Source organism: uncultured Oscillibacter sp., assembly GCF_900544955.1.
In the GTDB taxonomy this organism is placed as follows: domain Bacteria; phylum Bacillota; class Clostridia; order Oscillospirales; family Oscillospiraceae; genus Oscillibacter.
Map to the genome: position 1 here is coordinate 19464 of NZ_UQXD01000008.1, position 17828 is coordinate 37291.

Below are 17828 nucleotides of genomic sequence, written 5' to 3' on the forward strand. Positions count from 1 at the left end.
TTTGCCGCCGTCAGATCACCTGGAACAGGTAGAATTTGAGGTAGCTGGTCTCCTCCACGCCCCAGAGGATGGGGTGGTCGCAGCTCTGCTGCCGGGCCTCAATCTGCCGCAGCTGCACGCCGGCGTCCCGGGCGGCGTCCCGGAGCATGGCGGTGAAGGCCGCCTCCGTGGCGAAGTGGGAGCAGGAGCAGGTGGCCAGATACCCGCCCCGGGGCAGCAGCCGCATGGCCCGGTAGTTGATCTCCTTGTAGCCGGTGATGGCGTTGGCCACGGTTTTCCGGGACTTGGTGAAGGCGGGCGGGTCCAGGATGATGAAATCGTACCTGGGCGGCTCCTGCTCCAGCCGGGGCAGCAGGTCGAAGACGTTGGCCGCCACGCACTCCACCGTGCCGGAGAGGCCATTGCGCGCCGCGTTGGCCCGGGCCATCTCTACCGCCGCCTCGGACACGTCCACGGCGGTGACGTGGCTGGCGCCGCCCCGGGCGGCGTTCAGGGCGAAGGAGCCGGTGTGGGTGAAGCAGTCCAGCACCGTCCGGCCCCGGGCCAGGCGGGCCACCGCCTGGCGGTTGTACTTCTGGTCCAGGAAGAAGCCGGTTTTCTGTCCGTTTTCCACGTCCACCAGGTAGCGGATGCCGTTCTCCGTGATCTCCGTCACCGGGGAGGCGGGGGGCGTCTCGCCGGGGAGGGGGAACCAGCCCTTGTACTGGGGCAGGCCCTCCTTGTCCCGCAGGGCGGCGTCGTTGCGCTCGTAGACGCCCCGGACGGCCTGGCCGTCCTCCCGGAGGATGCGGACCAGGGCGGGCAGCAGCAGGCTCTTGATGGCCTCCATCCCCACGGACAGCACCTGGACGCTGAGGAGGTCGTGAAACTTGTCCACCGTCAGGCCGGGGAAGGCGTCCGCCTCCCCGAAGAGGACCCGGCAGCAGTCCAGCTCCTCCGGCGCCATGACGGTCTTCCGGTAGTCCCAGGCCCAGCGGAGCTTCCGCTCCCAGAAAGCCTGGTCAAAGCGGTCGTTGGCGTTCCGGGAGAGAAGGCGGACCCGGATTTTGGACTGCTCCGAGAGGAAGCCTGTGCCAAGATATCGGCCTTTTTTGCTTACTATATCCACCAATCCGCCGTTTTCGGCGGTGCCCTCGGCGGAGAGAACCTCCGCGTCGTAGACCCAGGGGTGGCCCCGGAGGATGGCGGCCTCCGCCTTGGGGGTGACGGTGTATCTGGGGTAGGTTCGCTCTGCTTTCATAAAGGTGTTCCTCCCGTCGGTTTTGGATCAGTGTATCACACTTTTGCCTCCGGCGCCATAGGTATAAGAAGAAGGAGGGAACGCCATGCCCAGCATCTATCTCAGCCCGTCCACACAGGAGTGGAACGATTACGTCACCGGCAGCGGCTCCGAGGAGTACAACATGAACCTGCTGGCGGATGCCCTGGTCCCCTATCTGCTCTCCAACGGGATTCAGTACCGGAGGAACCGGCCGGACATGACCGCCGGCTCCTCCATCCGGGAGGCCAACCGAGGGGACTACGATTTGTACCTGGCCCTGCACTCCAACGCCGCGCCGGAGGGCCACTACGGCGAGGAGCGGGGCATCATCGCCTTTTACTACCCCGGCAGCGCCCAGGGCCGCCGGGCGGCGGAGCTGATCGCCGAGGAGCTGCGGCAGATTTATCCGCTGCCCAACCGGGTCACCACCCGGGACACCACCACCCTGGGGGAGGTGCGCCAGTCCCGGGCCCCGGCGGTGCTGGTGGAGATCGGCTACCACGACAACTACGCCGACGCCGTGTGGCTGGAGAGCCACTGGGACGCCATCGCCCAGCAGCTGGCCCGGGCGCTGACCCGGTTTTTCGGCCTGCCCTTTATCTACCCCATGGACCCGGTCACCGGCACCGTGGCGGTGTCCGGCGGCACGCTGAACCTGCGGAGCTACCCCTCGTCCAGCGGCACGGTTCTGGCCAACATGCCCGGCGGCGCCACCGTCACCATCTACGGTGAGTGGCAGGGGTGGTATGTGGTCCACTACGGGGACCTGGTGGGCTACGCGGCGGTGGCCTATATCGACACCTGAGCCTCCCGGGGAGGCGGGGCCGGCAGCGGAGCTCTGCGCCGGGCGGGCAGTGCCCGTCCGGCGCTTGTTTGCATCCCGGCGCGGGAAAGGGCGCCCCTCCGGCCCTTTTTGCGGCGGAGAGCCGGGAAATTTCCAGATTTGGCCGGGAGGCCTTCGATATTTTGTGGAAGAACCGAGGGGACGACCCGCATATTTTGGGTAAATATACGGTTTTTCCTTGACAGCGCCCCTGGAAATGATTAAACTGGAACAAGATAATCATCGAACGGCAAAAGGGGAGTCCGTCCGATCGTTTTCTGCATATGCGAGTCCCGCTGCCTGCGGGATGTCTGCGGATACAGCGACCAATACCGAAAAAACAGGAGGAATATTGAATCGTGGAGCTTTGGACCATTGTAGCGGCCCTGATTGGGCTGGTGGTCGGCGGCGCGGTTTGCTTCCCTCTCGGTATTCGCTATCGGAAAAATGTTTCTGAGAAGGAAATCTCAAGCGCGGAAGAAGAAGGAAAGCGCATCGTCAACGAGGCCATCAAGAGCGCCGAGACCAAGAAAAAAGAGGCACTGCTGGAAGCCAAGGAAGAGATTTTAAAGAATCGAAGCGAGTATGAGAAGGAAGTAAAGGAGCGCCGGGCCGACCTGCAGCGGCAGGAGAACCGCCTGCAGCAAAAGGAAGAGACCCTGGACCGCAAAACCGAGACCATCGAGAAAAAGGAAGAGTCCCTGGCCCAGAAGCACGCGGCCATCGACAAGGAGACCGAGGAGATCCGGACCATCAAGCGCAGCCAGACCGAGATGCTGGAGCGTATCTCCGGCTTCACCGCCGATGAGGCCAAAGCCTACCTCATCGCCCAGGTGGAAGCGGAAGTGACCCATGAGACTGCCCTCAAGATCAAAGAGGTGGAGTCCCGGATGAAGGAAGAGTGTGAAGCCCGCGCCCGGGAAGTGGTGGCTCAGGCCATCCAGCGCTGTGCCGCGGACCAGGTGGCCGAAATGACCGTCAGTGTGGTTCCCCTGCCCAATGACGAGATGAAGGGCCGCATCATCGGCCGGGAGGGCCGCAACATCCGCACCATCGAGACGCTCACCGGTGTGGACCTCATCATCGACGACACGCCGGAGGCCATCACGGTCTCCTGCTTCGAGCCGGTGCGGCGGGAGATCGCCCGTCTGGCCCTGGAAAAGCTGATCGCCGACGGCCGCATCCACCCCACCCACATCGAGGAGATGGTGGAAAAGGCCCGCCGGGAGGTGGACGCCACCATCAAGGCCGAGGGGGAGCGCGTTGTCTTCGAGTGCGGCGTGCGGAACCTGCACCCGGAGCTGGTGAAGATGCTGGGCCGCCTCCACTACCGCACCAGCTACGGCCAGAACGTGCTCCAGCACTCCGTGGAGGTCTCCCACATCGCCGGCATGATGGCCGCCGAGCTGGGGGCCGATGTCCAGGCCGCCAAGCGGGCGGGCCTGCTCCACGACCTGGGCAAGTCCGTGGACCATGAGATGGAGGGCACCCACGTGGCCCTGGGTGTGGAATTTGCCCGGAAGTACAAGGAGAAAGAGGACATCATCCACGCCATCGAGGCCCACCACAACGATGTGGAGCCCCGGACCATCGTCGCCTGCCTGGTGCAGGCCGCGGACGCTATTTCCGCCGCCCGCCCCGGTGCCCGCCGCGAGAATCTGGAGAACTACATCAAGCGCCTGGAACAGCTGGAGACCATCACCGGCACCTATCCCGGCGTGGACAAGGCCTTTGCCATCCAGGCCGGCCGCGAGGTGCGGGTCATGGTGAAGCCGGAGCAGGTCAGCGAGGACCAGATGGTGATTCTGGCCCGGGACCTGGCCAAGAAGATCGAGGAAGAGATGGAGTATCCCGGTCAGATCAAGGTCCACGTCCTGCGGGAGACCAAGGTCGTGGAATACGCCAAGTAATCAGGAATACCCAAAAATCCTCCGGGGAATCACCCCGGAGGATTTTTTCGCGCTTGGGAGCCCGGCGGCCCGGAGCAGGGGGGAGCGGCGAGGGACTGTCCGGGCGCCGGAGGGGGCGTCGGATTTCCAGGCCGCGTTCCACGGCGGTTCCGGCGGCCCCTCCGGGCGGCGATCAGAGGGCGCCGCCGTAGATGGTCCAGCCGTCCCGGCCCCGGGCCTTGGTCTCGTACAGGGCGGTGTCCGCGTGGCGGTACAGGGTCTCAAAGTCCCTGCCGTGGTCCGGCGCCAGGGCGATGCCGATACTGACGGTGATCTCCCAGGTGCCGCCGCCGTCGGCGGTGTGGGTGCGGCGCAGGGCGCGGACCAGCGATTCCGCCTGCTGTTCCACCCACTGCCGGTCCGGCACCGGCAGAAAGACGGCGAACTCGTCGCCGCCGATGCGGCCGATCAGCTCCCCCGGCGGGAAGGCGCGGCGCAGGAGGTCCGACAGGGCGGTGATGACGGAGTCGCCGAAGGCGTGGCCGAAGCGGTCGTTGGCGCTTTTGAACTGGTCGATGTCCAGGATGAAGAAGGCGAAGCGGCCGCTGGGGGCGTTGGCCAGCAGGCGGTCGATGTACCGCCGGGTGGCGGTTTTGGTGAGCAGGCCCGTCATCTCGTCGGTCCAGGCCATGGCCTGGAGCCGCTCTTCCTGCCGCTTCTCCGCGTCGATGTTCTGGCGGTAGACGAACATCCGCAGCGAGCCGTCGCTCTCCAGCCGGACCAGCCGGGCGGTGACGCGCATCCAGCAGTCGGTCTGCCCGTCTGGGGAGGAGAGGAACTCGTAGCGCAGGGAGTCCTGGCCGTTTTCATAGGCCTGCTGCACATGGTCCGGGGAGAAGGTGTTCAGATAGCCCTGGCGGAAGGGCTCGTTGATCTGCCGGGCGGCGATGAGGCGCAGGCTCTCGTCGTAGGGGATCTTCGGCGGCAGGCCCAGGCTCTCGAAATAGGCCTCCGCGGCGGGATCGGCGGGGCGGTTGTGGGTGATGTCCAGCTCGTAGATGTCGTCGAACATCTCCTGGGTGGCCTGGGCGAAGACGGAGCGCCGCTCCGCCTCCCTGGACTGGGTCAGGGAGATGATCTGGCGGTTGAAGGAGCGGATCACGTGGGTGATGATGAAGAGGATGACGGCCACGATCAGCAGGATGATCGAGAGCGTGGCCAGCACCTGGGCCCGGAGGGTGTGCATCAGCTCCTCGGTGGACTCCTCCACCACCAGGTGCCACTCCAGGTCCGGCAGGTAGCGGGTGACCACGAAGCTCTTCCGCTCCGGGGTCCAGAAGCTGCGGGGGGTGTCCTCCGTCTGCCAGTCCAGAATCTGGTCCAGAATGGCGCCGTCAAAGCCGCTGACCTCCAGGAGGGACACCCCGTCGTAGCCGGTGTGGTCCGGGGAGATGGCGATGGTGCCGCTGCGGTCCGTCAGGTAGGTGTTGACGCCGAAGGTCTCCTGGTAGCCCGCCAGCAGCTGCTGGAGGCTGTCGATCCGCAGTCCCACGCCCACCACGCCCAGCAGCCGCCCGTCCCGGCCGCGGATTTTGCAGTTGACGAACACGGTGATGTCGTTGTCGGCCCCGGCCACCTCGTCGTTGTCCACCACCACCTCGTAGTCCGTGTTGTCCGCCAGCAGGCGGAAGTACCAGTCGTTTTCCGGGTTCTCCGGCGTCAGCACCCGGTCCAGGCCGTTGAAATTGTAGTAGCGCCGGGTGGCGCAGGACACCAGGAATATGGAGTCGTAGCCGTATTTCTGCCGGTAGGTGTCCAGATAGTTCCGCAGCAGCTCCAGATAGTCCTCCGGCGGGTTCTCCGCGGTCTCCTGGCGTAAAAGGCCCTTGAGCAGGCTGTCGTTGGCCATGGTGAGAGAGGTGGTGAGGGGGCGGGAGAAGGTGGTGTACATCTGATAGTAGATGCTTCCGGAGGTGAGGGAGGAGACCTGCTCAATGGTTTCCAGGGCGCTGTCGTAGTTGGCCCGGTAGCTGAGCACCGCGGTGAGCAGGAAGCCGACGACGATGATGCCGCAGACCAGCAGGTTCGTTCGCAGCAGGATGTTTTTCTTCAAGGGAGAGCCCTCCTTCCCGGGGCTTCATTATATGCGCTTTTCTGCGGGAATGCAAGGCGGCCTCCCCCGGAAAGACGGAAAACCGGCGCGGCAGATGGTCTGCCGCGCCGGTTCAAAAGCGGGAAGCTCAGGCCAGGAAGCCCTTCAGGATGCAGTCCTCGGCCTCCTCCTCCGTCAGGCCCAGGGTTTCCAGTTTCAAGAGCTGGTCCCCGGCGATTTTGCCGATGGCCGCCTCGTGGACCAGCTGGGCCTCGGTGCAGTTGGCGGTGATGGCGGGGATGGACTTGATCTTGGCGTCCCCCATGATGATGGAGTCGCACTGGACGTGGCCGAAGCACAGGGCGTTGCCCACCATTCGGGGGTAGAAGACCTGGCTGGACGCGTCCTGGGCCACCGATCGGGAGATGACCCGGCCCCGGGAGTCCTCGCCGTCCAGCACGATCTCCATGTCGCTCTCCGCCACCTGCTCGCCGTGGGTCAGCAGCCGCTCCGTGATGACGGCCTCGGCCCCCTTGCCGCAGACGATCTTGGTGTAGCGCTTGGTGGAGTCGATGCCCCGGATCTGGGTGGTCTCCATCTGGATGGAGGCCCCCTCCTCCAGGTAGACGATGGTCTGGGGGTTCATGATCCTGCCGCCCCTGCCATCGCCGTCGCCGTAGTGCTTTTCCGTGTAGCGGACGTGGGAGTGCTTGCCCACGTAGAAGGTGTGGATGCCGTCGTGGCGGGAGGCCTGGTCGCCGCAGTTGTGGATGCCGCAGCCGGCCACAATGTTCACATCGCAGTGTTCCCCGATGTAGAAGTCGTTGTAGACCATCTCCTCCACGCCGGGCTTGGTGATGATGACGGGAATGTGGCAGGTCTCGCCCACGGTACCGTCCTTCACCCGGATGTCGATGCCGGACTTGCCGTCGCTCTTGCCGGTGATCTCAATGTGCTCCGTGGACTGGCGGCCGTCGCAGCCGCTGTCCTTGCGGATGTTGAAGGCACCCACCGGCTTGCCCAGCAAATCCGCGATTTTCTCCAGCAGCGCCCGGTCAACCTCGTTTTCCATCATTGGGCCTTCGCCTCCTTCGTCAAAACCGGGCAGGCGCCCGTGGTGTCCGCCAGAATCTGGGGCAGAATCTCCGAGGCCGAGCCCCGGTGGCGGATGGCGCCGTCGCCCACCACAATGACCTCGTCCGCCAGGGAGATGATGCGCTCCTGATGGGAGATGATGATCATGGTGGCGGTGCCGGCGGCGTGAATCTGCTCAAAGGTCTCCGTCAGCCGGGCGAAGCTCCACAGGTCGATGCCCGCCTCCGGCTCGTCGAAGATCATCAGCTGGCTGTTCCGGGCCAGGATGGAGGCGATCTCAATGCGCTTGACCTCGCCGCCGGAGAGGGACACGTCCACCTCCCGGTCCAGGTAGTCGTTGGCGCACAGGCCCACCTTGGTGAGGTACTGGCAGCACCGGTCCTTGGAGAGCTGCTGGTCCCCGGAGGCCAGGGTCAGCAGGTCCCGGACCGTCAGCCCCTTGAAGCGGGGGGGCTGCTGGAACCCGTAGCTGATGCCAAGGCGCGCCCGCTCCGTGATGCCCAGGTCCGTGATGTCCCGGCCGTTCCAGAGAATCCGGCCGGAGGTGGGGGTCACCAGGCCCATGACCGTCTTGGCCAGGGTGGTCTTGCCGCCGCCGTTGGGGCCGGTGAAGACCACCAGCTTGTGGTCGTCGATGGTAAGGGAGATATCGTTCAAGATTCCCAGCTCCCCGTCGCCCTCGCGGACGGAGTAGCTGATTGACTGCAGTTCCAACATGTGATCGGAACCTCCTTTGATGGCAAAAATGCTCACAGCTTGACTATTTTAACAGAATGTGCAGCAAAATGCAACGCGGGGGCGGGACTTTCCAAGAGTATTTTACCCGGTTTTGGAAGAGTTACCTGTTGCCGCGGCAACAGGTACGATTTTTTTGTCCCACGCATAGACTGAAGGGAAAAGGAGGGACCGTTTATGGATCAACCAATACATAGTCCTGAGGTGTACGATTTCCGGCAGTATGACCAGGTGTGGCAGCGGGTGGCCCCGGGCCTGGAGCCCTATCCCGGCGCGCGGCGGGAGGAGCTGACGATGCCCGCGGCCACCGCCCCCACGCCTGCGGAGCCCACCGTCTCCGCCCTGACGCCCGTCCAGACCCGCCAGGAGAGCCAGCTGCCCGGCGCGGAGCCGGACCCCTGCTGCATGGGCAGCGCGGCGGCGGAGATGCTCTCCGTGCTCACCGGCTTCATCGAGGAGGAGCTGGGGGACCGGCGCTACTACCTGGCCCTGGCCCGCCAGGCCCCCACCTGGGCCCGGCAGCGGCTGCGGGACATCGCCGCGGACGAGGGCGGCCACGCCCGGCGGCTGATGGCGGTGTACTATCTCATCACCGCCACCTGCTACCGGCCCAACGTCAGCTGCGAGCGCATCTACATCGGCCGGTGGTGCCCCGCCCTGCGGGAGCGGTACCACGCCGAGGCCTGCAACGGCCTCAACTACGCCCGGGCGGCGGACGGCACCACGGACGTGTGCCTGGCGAAGCTGCTCAAGGAGCTCAGCGCCGACGAGTACCGCCACGCCGGGGAGCTGATGAGCCTGCTGGAGCGGGGGCTGCAAAACGGATGAGGCGGAGCCGGGGCGCGGGGCGCCCCGGACCGCCGGGATCGGGAGGGGAGGCCGGGCGCCGCGGCGCCCGGCCCCTTTTTGCCCTTGCCGGACGGGAACGGATGTGCTATACTTGCCTCAATTTGAATGACCGACGGAGGGCGCCATGTTTACCGGATTTACCGACGAGACCGTGGATTTCATGTGGGGCATCCGCTTCAACAACGAGCGGACCTGGTTTGAATCCCACAAGAACCTCTACCTGGAGCACTTCTACCGCCCCATGGTGGAGCTGGGAGACGAGATTTACGAATTTTTACAGGAGAAGCGACCGGACTATGGCCTGATCCGCAAGGTGACCCGCATCTACCGGGACGCCCGCCGCCTCCACGGCCGGGGGCCCTACAAGGAGAGCCTGTGGTTCTCCGTGGAGCAGCCCTCGGAGCAGTGGACCGCCCACCCCACCTTCTGGTTTGAGCTGATGCCGGAGGGGTGGACCTACGGCATGGGCTACTACCTGCCGAGGCCCCTCACCATGGCCAAGCTCCGCGCCCGCATCGACCGGGACCCGGCGGCGATGGAGCGGCTGACCCGGGCGCTGGAGCGGCAGGAGGAGTTTGTGCTGGAGGCGGAGGACTACAAGCGCCCCCGGGCCCAGGCCCCCTCCCCGCTGCTGGAGCCCTGGTACCGGATGAAGTCCTTCAGCATCTGCCACAGCGAGGAGCTGACGGACGAGCTCTTCGGCCGGGGGATTGTGGACCGGCTGAAGCGGGGGTACGACTTCTTGCTGCCCTACTACGACTACTTTGTGACGCTGGACGGGGATCCGGATCCCCGGGAGGCGGTGTGACGTGAGACGGTTGCCGGTCCTGCTGGCGGTCTGCCTGCTGCTGGCGGGCTGCGGGGCGGTCCCCCCGCCGGCGCCCGTTGCAGAGGCGTCTTTGCCGCTGGAATTGATGGAGGATCCCGGCGCGGAGACGGCGGTGGAATCCGCCGCAGCCTATGGGGACGTGACGGCCTCCGCGGTCCGCTGCCGCATGGAATAGGCGGACGTTCAGCCGGGACGCACGGTATCCGTCGCCGACCTGGACCTCCGGTTTCCCCGGATCTCCGGCGTGCCGGAGGCGGACGCGGTGAATCTGATGCTGCTGGACACGGCGCTGCAGACGGTGCGGTGGGATGCGACCGCCGCCAACGCGGCGGAGAGCTTCCGGCAGGAGGAGCGCATATGCGAGGAGATGGGCAGCGATTCCAAAGCGTTTTATCGGATGGCCTGGTCGGGGAGATGGAGTTCACCCCGCTGCTGTGCGATGGGCGCTATCTCTCGGTGCTGTACGCCGGGAGGAATGCGGACGGCAACGGCGTAAATCTCCAGACGTATCCCCTGACCATCGACCTGGAACGGGCGGCCTGGACGGCGGGGCCCTCTCTCTCCGGTTTTGCTTTTTCAATTCCCTGGACGGGTACGGCCTTTGGAAAGTCCCCGGCGCCGGGGCTTGAAAAGCGCGCGAAATGCGGCTATACTGGCAGAAACGGATTTTGAATACAAAAGGAGAGATCGCCATGAAAACCTGCCCCCACCGCGCGGCGGCCCTGGCGCTGCTGCGCAAGTATAACGGAGAGCCCTTCCACATCCAGCATGCCCTGACGGTGGAGGGCGTGATGAGCTGGTACGCGGAGGAGCTGGGCCACGGCGCGGACCGGGACTTCTGGGCCACGGTGGGGCTGCTCCACGACGTGGATTTTGAGCGGTGGCCGGAGGAGCACTGCAAAAAGGCCCCGGAGCTGCTGGCGGAGATCGGCTGCGGCGAGGAATTCGTCCGCGCCGTGTGCTGCCACGGCTACGGCCTCTGCTCCGACGTGGAGCCGGTCCACGAGATGGAGAAGGTCCTCTTTGCGGCGGACGAGCTGACGGGCCTCATCGGCGCGGCGGCCCTGATGCGGCCCAGCAAGAGCGTCTGCGATATGGAGGTCAGCTCCTTGAAAAAGAAGTTCAAGGACAAGAAGTTTGCCGCCGGCTGCTCCCGGGACGTCATCCGGGAGGGGGCGGAGCGCCTGGGCTGGCCGCTGGAGGAGCTGATGGAGAAGACCATCCTGGCCATGCGGTCCTGCGAGGAGCGGATCAACGCCGAGCTGGAAGGGCTGTAAGACCATCTCCCCGCGTTTTCCTTTGGAAAACGTGGGGAGATTTGCATTCTGCCGCCCTCCAAAGGCCTTTGGGCGGTACAGGCCTTGCCCAACCCGCCGGAAACCGCTATGCTCAGGGTGTCGGCCGACAGAGGAGGGATTTATGAAGATCACAGTGGAACACAGAGACGTGCCGGAGAACGAGGTGGTCCTGCGCTGCCGGGAGCTGGACGGGGAGATGCTCCACATCCTCTCGCTCCTGCGCTCCGGCATGCAGACCCTCTGCGCCTGGACGGAGGAGCGGGAGCCGGTGTTCCTCCGGCCCGGGGAAGTGCTGTACGCGGAGTCGGTGGAGGAGCGGACGTGGCTGTACTGCGAGGAGGCGGTGTGGCCCACGGCCCTGACCCTCTTGGAGCTGGAGAGCCGGTACGAGCCCCTGGGCTTTTGCCGGGCCAGCCGGTCCATGGTGGTGAATCTCCACGGCATCCGAAAGCTGCGCAGCTGCGCCGCTGGGCGGATTGAGGCCACCATGCGCAACGGCGAGCGGGTGTTGATCTCACGGCACTACGCGCCGCTTCTGCGGGAGCGGCTGGGCATGTAAAGGAGGCGGCTATGAGCGAATTTTTACAGGCGTACCGGTGGGGAATGGATGTGAAGCGGTACATGGGACTGTACTTTTTGTCCCTGGTGGGCGTCCGGGGGGCGGTGAGCCTGCTCCAGGGCAGCGGGCAGATGGCGGTTTGGACCGTCTTTCAAATGATGGCGGCCTGTCTGCTGCTGGCGCTGGCGGAGATGCCCCTCTTCCCGGACCGGGAGCTGAGCCGGAGGGCGCTGGCGGGGCGCACCGCCGCGTGGGCGGCCCTGGCCAACGGGCTGTTCGCCGGGGGGGGCCTGGCGCTGGGGTGGTTTTCCGGCGTCCCCCTTTGGGGAGGGGCGGTGCTGGCGGCGCTGCTGGAGCTGGGCCTTTTGGCCGTGTGGGTGGGACGGCACGCCGCCCGGCGGCGGGACACCCGGACCCTGAACGAGAACCTGCGCCAGTTTCAGGGGGAGCCGTGAGCTATTCCCCGCTTCGGCGGGGCATAAAAAAGAGGCCGCCGTTTCAAACGGCGGCCTCTTTGGGTCATTCCATGGAGATGATATAGTAATAGACGGGTTGGCCGCCGGAGAGGACAGCCACCTCCGCGTCGGGACAGGCGGCCTCGAAGAGCTGTCCGGCCCGCTGGGCCTCCTCCTCGGTCACGTCCTCGCCGAAGTAGAGGGAGAGGAAGGAGGCGTCCCGCGCCACGGCGTCCGCCGCCAGCTGCTCCAGCAGGGCGTCCAGGGAGCTGCCGGTGCCGAAGAGTTTGCCCTCCTCCAGGGCCAGATAGTCCCCCTCCTTGATGGCGAAACCGTCAAAGTCGGAGTCCCGGGCGGCGTAGGTGATCTGGGCGGTGGTGACGGTGGAGAGGCTCTCGGTCATGGCGTCGGTGATGGCCTGGGCGTCTGGGGCCTCGAAATCCACGTTCATCATGGCGGTGATGCCCTGGGGCACCGTCTTGGTGGGGATGACCACCACGTGCTTCTCCGTCAGGGCGCTGCACTGCTGGGCGGCCATGATGATGTTGCTGTTGTTGGGCAGAATGAACACAGTCTCGGCGGGGATTTTCTCCACCCCCGCCAGCAGGCTCTCGGTGGAGGGGTTCATGGTCTGCCCGCCGGAGACCACGCCGTCGGCGCCCAGGTCCCGGAACACGGCGGCCAGGCCCTCCCCGGCGCACACCGCCAGGAAGCCGTAGGCCTTCTCCGGCTGGGCGGGGGCCTGGGGCGCCTCCTGGGCCGCCTCCAGATCGTCCACGCTCTGGGCCGCCCTGCCGGCGGCCAGGTCGTCGGCCTGGGTGCGCATGTTCTCGATCTTGGCCAGCTCCAGGGTGCCGTACTTCTGGGCCTCGCTGAGGGCGCTGCCGGGGATGTCGGTGTGGACGTGGACCTTGAAGGCCTCGTCGTCCTCGCCGATCACCAGGCTGTCGCCGATGCCGGCGAGATAGGCCCGCAGCGGCTCCAGGGACTTCTCCACCGTCTTGCGGACAATGAACACCGTGTCGAAGGTGAAGGTGATGTCCTCGCCGGAGAGGGCGGCGAAATCCGCCTTCTCCTGGGCGGGGGCGCTCTCCGCCTCCGCTGTCTCCGGCAGCGGCTCGCCCCGCAGGGCCGCCAGCATCCCCTCCAGGATCAGCAGGTAGCCCTTGCCGCCGGCGTCCACCACCCCGGCCTTTTTCAGCACCGGGTTCATCTCGATGGTCTGGGCCAGGGCCTCGTAGCCCTCCCGGATGGCCTCCGCCAGCACGGCCTCCACGTCGGTCTCCCCGGCGGCGGCCGCGTCCACGGCCCGCTTGGCCGCCAGGCGGGACACGGTGAGGACGGTGCCCTCGGCGGGCTTCATCACCGCCTTATAGGCGGAGGAGACGCCCTCCTGCATGGCGGCGGCGAAGGCGGCGGCGTCGGCGCTCTCCCGGCCCTTCAGGCCCTTGGAGAGGCCCCGAAACAGCAGGGAGAGGATGACGCCGGAGTTGCCGCGGGCGCCCCGCAGCAGGGCGGAGGCGGTGAGGTCGGCGGCCTTGGTCAGCGTGGGGGGCTCGGTTTTGCGCAGCTCCGCCACGGCGGCGCCGATGGTCATGGACATGTTGGTGCCGGTGTCGCCGTCGGGGACGGGGAACACGTTCAGGTCGTTGATGGCCTGCTTCTGGCCGGTGATAACGGCGGCGCCGTGGAGCATCATCTGCTTGAACAGCGCGCCGGTGATTTGTTCGTTCATTCCTTCTGTTCCTCCCTTACAGGGTCATGGAGTCGACGCACACATCCACCGCTTTCACGGGGACGCCGGTGTTCTTGGTCACCACGTAGCGGACCTCGTTCATGATGGAGCGGCATACTGCGGGGAGGTTGACGCCGTTTTCCACAATGATGTGGAGCTCGATGGAGATGGAGTTGTCGTCGTGGTACGTGATGCTGACGCCCTTGCTCATGGCCTCCCGGCGCAGCAGGTGTACCAGGCCGTCGGTCATGGAGCGGTAGGCCATGCCCTTGACGCCGAAGCAGTTTGTGGCGGCCATGCCCGTGATGTTGGAGAACACGGCGCTGCTGACGGAGACCTCGCCCTGATCAGACTTAAATTGAATCATGAGAACATCCTTTCTTTCCTGGTATAGATGGAGGGAACCGGAGGCCCCTTGGTAACTGCGTACTTTTGAGTACTTATTATATACGATTCTTCGGTAAAGCACAAGTGGAAAAAGGGACAGAGGGGGAAGGGGGACGTTCGCGCAGTGGCGCGGGGCGGGGGACTCCGCGCCCCCGCGCCGGGTGCGCAGGTACCCCCGCTCCCCCACAGGGAGCGCAGCATCTCCTGCTCCGCGCTGCGCGCGGACGCCCCCGCCCTCACAGGGCGGACATCCCCCGCCCCCGCGGAGTGGGCCATCCCGGACAGGCGGAAGACCGCCGCCGGTCTCCATCCCCACGAATCCGCGCTTTGCAGAAGGAAAGTATTGAAATGCGCCGCAGATTGCCGTAAAATAGACAAAACGCCCTTCCGGCCGGGCCGGGAGAAGAAGAGGGAGACATGTATGCGCGTGATCACAGGCTCCGCCCGGGGCCGCAGACTGAAGGAGCTGGAGGGGATGGAGACCCGTCCCACCACCGACCGGGTGAAGGAGGGCATGTTCAGCATCCTCCAGTTCGACATTGAGGGCCGCCGGGTGCTGGACCTGTTTGCGGGCACCGGCCAGCTGGGCATCGAGTGCCTCAGCCGGGGGGCGGCCTCCGCCGTGTTTGTGGACCGGCGGCCCGACGCGGTGAAGCTCATCCGGGAGAACCTGCGGGTGACGCAGCTCCAGGACCGGGCCCGGGTGGTCCCCGGGGACTCCATGGAGTACCTGGCCTCCCTGCGGGAGAAGTTCGACCTGGTGTTCCTGGACCCGCCCTACGCCGCGGGACTGCTGGAGCCGGCGCTGACCCGCCTCGCGGGGTTTGACATTCTGGCGCCCCATGGTATAATTGTTGCGGAACACCCGGCGGACAGGGTCCTTCCGGCCCTGGCGCCGCCCTACCGCCTCCGCCGCACCTACCGGTACGGCAAGATCGGCCTGAGCGTGTACCGCCGGGACGCAAACCAAGAGAACGAGGAACAAGCCCCATGAAAACAGCCATTTGCTCCGGCAGCTTCGACCCCATCACCCTGGGCCATCTGGACATCATCCGCCGCACCGCCGCCTCCTTTGGCCGGGTGTGCGTTTGCGTCAGCCCCAATGCGGAAAAGCGGAACCAGATGTTTACGCCGGAGGAAAAGCTCCTCCTGGTGCGGACCGCCGTGGCGGACCTGGGAAATGTGGAGGCGGAGCTGTGGCCGGGACTGCTGGCGGACTTTGCCGTGGCCCACGGGGCCGGCGTCATCGTCCGGGGCGTCCGGAACGTGACGGATTTTGATGTGGAATACCAGATGGCGCTCATCAACCGGGGCATTTACCCGGAGCTGGAGACGCTGCTGCTGCCGGCCAGCCCGGCGTATCAGCACTTCAGTTCCTCCATGGCCCGGGAGATGATCCGCTACGGCCAGCCCCTGGAAAAATACCTGCCCGCGTCCATCATCTCCCTGGTGCGGCGCATGGCGGAGGAGAGGAAGGAACAAAGCGATGGCAAATGATATCAGCCGCCTGATCGATATGCTGTATGAGCGGATTGAGGACGCCAAGGCCCCGGCCCTGAAGCCCAACATGAGCATGGTGGACCGGGACGAGATGCTGGACCTGCTGGACGAGCTGCGGGCCCAGCTGCCGGTGGAGATCAAGCGGGCCCAGGAGCTGCTGGCCGCCCGGGAGAAATTTGTGGACGACGCCAAGCGGGACGTGGAGCGCATGATGCGCCAGGCGGAGCTGGAGGCCAAGACCAAGGTCTCCGAGAGCGAGGTGCTGTACGCCGCCAAGGAGAAGGCCCGGCAGATCGTGGCCCAGGCGGAGGAGCGCTCCCGCAAGCTCTACCAGGTGGCCAACGAGTACGCCGAGGACGCCCTGGCCCGCACGGAGGAGGCCGTCCAGGCCGCCCTGGACGAGGTGAAGCAGTCCCGGGTCCAGTTCCGCACCGCCTCCGCCGCCAAGATGCAGGCCCAGCGGGACAAGCTGGACGGAAAGACCGCCCCCGCGGCGCCCGCCGGGGAGGAGTGACCCCCTCCGCCGGGGCGGGGTGACCGTAATCGCGGAAAATTTGTAAAAAACGACGAAAAATCCGGTGGAACTTTTTGGCGAAACCCAAGATTTTGAGATACCGATGGGAATAGAACACCCGACGGCACAAGATGTTGTGCCGTCGGGTGTTCTTGATTTTACGTAAACCGGGGGAGGAACCTCGAACGCCTGTTTTATTCCTGCCGATTTTGCCGATTTTTGCGGATTTTCAGCCGTTTTTGCGGGTTTCCTGACCGAAAAAAATCCTTGCAATTCCGGGAATATTTTCGTATACTCAAATCATTGGTGGGGAAAAGTGGGTAAAAGGTGCAACCGGGTGCCAGACGAGTCCCATTCAAACCCAAAAAGCGGGGAAAAGGGGGGCGGATCCATGGCGCGGCTGCTGGGGAAATCCAACAACAGCATCGACTCCAAGGGCCGCCTGGTCATTCCCTCCGCCATGCGGGAGGCACTGGGGGACACCTTCACCATCACCATCGGCGCGGAGCACTGCCTGACCATCTATCCCCAGGCGAAGTGGGAGCAGATGTCCGACGAGATGGACGAGCTCAGCTACACCGAGGCCCGGGCGCTGACACTGCTGTACGCCAACGCCGTCCAGTGTGAGCCGGACGCCCAGGGGCGGGTGCTGATCCCCGCCAATTTGCGCGCCCATGCGGGACTGAAGAAGACGGCGACCATCGTGGGACTGAACTCCTTTGCGGAAATCTGGGACGAGCAGACCTGGACCGAGCGGGAGCGGCGGATGCTGGAGAGCGACGACATGGCGGCCGCCATGGACGCCCTGGCCCGCGCCCGCAGAAACCGGGGGTAAGGGACCATGGAATACACCCACAAGCCGGTCCTTTTGGACGCGTGCATCGAGGCATTGGCAATACGGCCCGACGGGGTCTATGTGGACGGTACACTGGGCCGGGCTGGGCACTCCAGAGAGATCGCCCAAAGGCTCGCCACCGGCCGGCTCATCTGTATCGACAGGGACATGGCGGCCATCGACGCGGCCAGAGAGCGTCTGGCGCCATGGATGGACCATGTGACGCTGGTCCATCAGAATTTTGCGGAGCTGGGCGGCGTCCTGCGGGAGGCAGGCGTCGCCGGCGCCGACGGGATGCTCTTCGACCTGGGGGTTTCCTCCCCCCAGCTGGACGACGCCTCCCGGGGCTTTTCCTACATGCAGGACGCGCCGCTGGACATGCGGATGGATACCCAGGCGCCGCTGACGGCCTACGAGGTGGTCAACGACTGGAGTGCCGATCAGCTCCGGCGGATCTTCTATGAATACGGGGAGGAGCGGTACGCCCCCGCCATTGCCCGGGCCATTGTCCGGGCCCGGGAGGAGCGGGCCATCGCCACCACGCTGGAGCTGGTGGACGTCATCAAGGGGGCCATGCCCCCGGCGGCGCTGCGGGAGAAGCAGCACCCCGCCAAGCGCAGCTTCCAGGCCATCCGCATCGCCGTCAACGGCGAGCTGGACGCCCTGCCGCCCATGCTGCGCTCCGCGGTGGACGGCCTGCGGCCCGGCGGGCGGCTGGCGGTTATCACCTTTCACTCCCTGGAGGACCGCATCGTGAAGCGGACGATGCAGGACCTGTCCCGGGGCTGCACCTGCCCACCGGAATTCCCGGTGTGCGTGTGCGGGAAAAAGCCCCAGGTGAAGCTGCTGACCCGAAAGCCCATCGTGGCCGGGCCGGAGGAGCTGGCGGAGAATCCCAGGGCGAGAAGCGCCAAGCTCCGGGTGGCGGAGCGGTGCGAGGACGCCGTGCTTTGATTCAAAAAGGGGACAGCC

20 protein-coding genes are annotated in these 17828 nt (G+C 65.6%); 14 read left to right on the forward strand and 6 right to left on the reverse strand.

The features are described from left to right. Positions 1-10: 10 nt before the first annotated feature. Complete coding sequence (locus QZS21_RS03305) at positions 11-1240, reverse strand: class I SAM-dependent rRNA methyltransferase (RefSeq protein WP_295580264.1); 1230 nt, start codon at positions 1238-1240, stop codon at positions 11-13. Between the two features lie 85 nt (positions 1241-1325). On the opposite strand from QZS21_RS03305, the gene QZS21_RS03310 reads away from it, so the two are divergent. Continuing rightward, entirely contained in the window at positions 1326-2066 is a 741-nt protein-coding gene (locus QZS21_RS03310; protein ID WP_295580266.1) for an N-acetylmuramoyl-L-alanine amidase, read from the forward strand. Between the two features lie 374 nt (positions 2067-2440). Continuing rightward, positions 2441-3994, forward strand: a complete 1554-nt coding sequence (gene rny / locus QZS21_RS03315) for a ribonuclease Y (RefSeq protein ID WP_295580365.1) — start codon at positions 2441-2443, stop codon at positions 3992-3994. Between the two features lie 172 nt (positions 3995-4166). Here rny and QZS21_RS03320 read toward each other — a convergent pair whose 3' ends face one another. From QZS21_RS03320 to QZS21_RS03330, 3 genes are all read right to left on the reverse strand, one after another. Then, a complete protein-coding gene (locus QZS21_RS03320; RefSeq protein ID WP_295580268.1) occupies positions 4167-6086 on the reverse strand; it encodes a sensor domain-containing diguanylate cyclase in 1920 nt (639 codons plus the stop codon). A gap of 127 nt (positions 6087-6213) precedes the next feature. Further along, positions 6214-7140, reverse strand: coding sequence for a SufD family Fe-S cluster assembly protein (locus tag QZS21_RS03325; protein WP_295580270.1), 927 nt, complete (start codon positions 7138-7140; stop codon positions 6214-6216). Further along, the gene (locus QZS21_RS03330; protein WP_295580272.1) at positions 7137-7877 is read right to left on the reverse strand and encodes an ABC transporter ATP-binding protein; all 741 of its coding nucleotides are present in this window, start codon (positions 7875-7877) and stop codon (positions 7137-7139) included. Before QZS21_RS03330 ends, QZS21_RS03325 begins: the two co-directional genes overlap by 4 nt. A gap of 195 nt (positions 7878-8072) precedes the next feature. Between QZS21_RS03330 and QZS21_RS03335 the strand changes: the two genes are divergently transcribed. The 7 genes from QZS21_RS03335 (at position 8073) to QZS21_RS03365 (ending at position 11885) form a co-directional block, all read left to right on the forward strand. Further along, positions 8073-8723 (forward strand): ferritin-like domain-containing protein, encoded by a 651-nt coding sequence (locus QZS21_RS03335; protein ID WP_295580275.1) that lies wholly within the window; start codon positions 8073-8075, stop codon positions 8721-8723. 145 nt (positions 8724-8868) lie between these two features. Then, positions 8869-9552, forward strand: coding sequence for a DUF2461 domain-containing protein (locus QZS21_RS03340; RefSeq protein WP_295580278.1), 684 nt, complete (start codon positions 8869-8871; stop codon positions 9550-9552). A gap of 1 nt (position 9553) precedes the next feature. Beyond that, positions 9554-9748: a hypothetical protein gene (locus QZS21_RS03345; protein WP_295580281.1), complete on the forward strand. Its 195-nt coding sequence runs from the start codon at positions 9554-9556 to the stop codon at positions 9746-9748. A gap of 87 nt (positions 9749-9835) precedes the next feature. Further along, positions 9836-10069: a hypothetical protein gene (locus tag QZS21_RS03350; RefSeq protein WP_295580283.1), complete on the forward strand. Its 234-nt coding sequence runs from the start codon at positions 9836-9838 to the stop codon at positions 10067-10069. Positions 10070-10265: 196 nt separating this feature from the next. Beyond that, positions 10266-10850 carry a hydrolase gene (locus QZS21_RS03355; protein WP_295580285.1) on the forward strand — a complete coding sequence of 195 codons (585 nt, stop codon included), beginning with the start codon at positions 10266-10268 and terminating at the stop codon, positions 10848-10850. 142 nt (positions 10851-10992) lie between these two features. Next, positions 10993-11430, forward strand: a complete 438-nt coding sequence (locus tag QZS21_RS03360) for a LytTR family DNA-binding domain-containing protein (protein WP_295580288.1) — start codon at positions 10993-10995, stop codon at positions 11428-11430. Positions 11431-11441: 11 nt separating this feature from the next. Next, positions 11442-11885: a hypothetical protein gene (locus QZS21_RS03365; protein ID WP_295580289.1), complete on the forward strand. Its 444-nt coding sequence runs from the start codon at positions 11442-11444 to the stop codon at positions 11883-11885. A gap of 64 nt (positions 11886-11949) precedes the next feature. Here QZS21_RS03365 and QZS21_RS03370 read toward each other — a convergent pair whose 3' ends face one another. Both QZS21_RS03370 and QZS21_RS03375 read right to left on the reverse strand, forming a co-directional pair. Beyond that, entirely contained in the window at positions 11950-13620 is a 1671-nt protein-coding gene (locus tag QZS21_RS03370) for a DAK2 domain-containing protein (RefSeq protein WP_295580291.1), read from the reverse strand. Between the two features lie 16 nt (positions 13621-13636). Further along, on the reverse strand, positions 13637-13987 hold the full coding sequence (locus QZS21_RS03375; RefSeq protein WP_295580293.1) for an Asp23/Gls24 family envelope stress response protein: 351 nt from the start codon (positions 13985-13987) through the stop codon (positions 13637-13639). 441 nt (positions 13988-14428) lie between these two features. Here QZS21_RS03375 and rsmD point away from each other — a divergent pair, with 441 nt between their 5' ends. The 5 genes from rsmD (at position 14429) to rsmH (ending at position 17810) form a co-directional block, all read left to right on the forward strand. Then, positions 14429-15001, forward strand: coding sequence for a 16S rRNA (guanine(966)-N(2))-methyltransferase RsmD (rsmD, locus tag QZS21_RS03380; RefSeq protein WP_295580295.1), 573 nt, complete (start codon positions 14429-14431; stop codon positions 14999-15001). Then, a complete protein-coding gene (gene coaD, locus QZS21_RS03385; protein WP_295580297.1) occupies positions 14998-15504 on the forward strand; it encodes a pantetheine-phosphate adenylyltransferase in 507 nt (168 codons plus the stop codon). The genes rsmD and coaD overlap by 4 nt, the downstream gene beginning before the upstream one ends. Then, on the forward strand, positions 15494-16021 hold the full coding sequence (locus tag QZS21_RS03390; protein ID WP_295580299.1) for a hypothetical protein: 528 nt from the start codon (positions 15494-15496) through the stop codon (positions 16019-16021). The genes coaD and QZS21_RS03390 overlap by 11 nt, the downstream gene beginning before the upstream one ends. Positions 16022-16412: 391 nt before the next feature. Then, entirely contained in the window at positions 16413-16856 is a 444-nt protein-coding gene (gene mraZ, locus QZS21_RS03395; protein WP_295580301.1) for a division/cell wall cluster transcriptional repressor MraZ, read from the forward strand. A gap of 6 nt (positions 16857-16862) precedes the next feature. After that, entirely contained in the window at positions 16863-17810 is a 948-nt protein-coding gene (gene rsmH, locus QZS21_RS03400; RefSeq protein WP_295580303.1) for a 16S rRNA (cytosine(1402)-N(4))-methyltransferase RsmH, read from the forward strand. The last annotated feature ends 18 nt before the right edge of the window (positions 17811-17828 follow it).

Excerpts from the sequence above, each read along its gene's own strand:
- QZS21_RS03305 (WP_295580264.1), bottom strand. The coding sequence starts at position 1,240 with ATGAAAGCAGAGCGAACCTACCCCAGATACACCGTCACCCCCAAGGCG.
- QZS21_RS03310 (WP_295580266.1), top strand. The coding sequence starts at position 1,326 with ATGCCCAGCATCTATCTCAGCCCGTCCACACAGGAGTGGAACGATTAC.
- QZS21_RS03325 (WP_295580270.1), bottom strand. The coding sequence starts at position 7,140 with ATGATGGAAAACGAGGTTGACCGGGCGCTGCTGGAGAAAATCGCGGAT.
- QZS21_RS03330 (WP_295580272.1), bottom strand. The coding sequence starts at position 7,877 with ATGTTGGAACTGCAGTCAATCAGCTACTCCGTCCGCGAGGGCGACGGG.
- QZS21_RS03335 (WP_295580275.1), top strand. The coding sequence starts at position 8,073 with ATGGATCAACCAATACATAGTCCTGAGGTGTACGATTTCCGGCAGTAT.
- QZS21_RS03340 (WP_295580278.1), top strand. The coding sequence starts at position 8,869 with ATGTTTACCGGATTTACCGACGAGACCGTGGATTTCATGTGGGGCATC.
- QZS21_RS03355 (WP_295580285.1), top strand. The coding sequence starts at position 10,266 with ATGAAAACCTGCCCCCACCGCGCGGCGGCCCTGGCGCTGCTGCGCAAG.
- QZS21_RS03360 (WP_295580288.1), top strand. The coding sequence starts at position 10,993 with ATGAAGATCACAGTGGAACACAGAGACGTGCCGGAGAACGAGGTGGTC.
- QZS21_RS03365 (WP_295580289.1), top strand. The coding sequence starts at position 11,442 with ATGAGCGAATTTTTACAGGCGTACCGGTGGGGAATGGATGTGAAGCGG.
- QZS21_RS03370 (WP_295580291.1), bottom strand. The coding sequence starts at position 13,620 with ATGAACGAACAAATCACCGGCGCGCTGTTCAAGCAGATGATGCTCCAC.
- QZS21_RS03375 (WP_295580293.1), bottom strand. The coding sequence starts at position 13,987 with ATGATTCAATTTAAGTCTGATCAGGGCGAGGTCTCCGTCAGCAGCGCC.
- rsmD (WP_295580295.1), top strand. The coding sequence starts at position 14,429 with ATGCGCGTGATCACAGGCTCCGCCCGGGGCCGCAGACTGAAGGAGCTG.
- coaD (WP_295580297.1), top strand. The coding sequence starts at position 14,998 with ATGAAAACAGCCATTTGCTCCGGCAGCTTCGACCCCATCACCCTGGGC.
- QZS21_RS03390 (WP_295580299.1), top strand. The coding sequence starts at position 15,494 with ATGGCAAATGATATCAGCCGCCTGATCGATATGCTGTATGAGCGGATT.
- mraZ (WP_295580301.1), top strand. The coding sequence starts at position 16,413 with ATGGCGCGGCTGCTGGGGAAATCCAACAACAGCATCGACTCCAAGGGC.
- rsmH (WP_295580303.1), top strand. The coding sequence starts at position 16,863 with ATGGAATACACCCACAAGCCGGTCCTTTTGGACGCGTGCATCGAGGCA.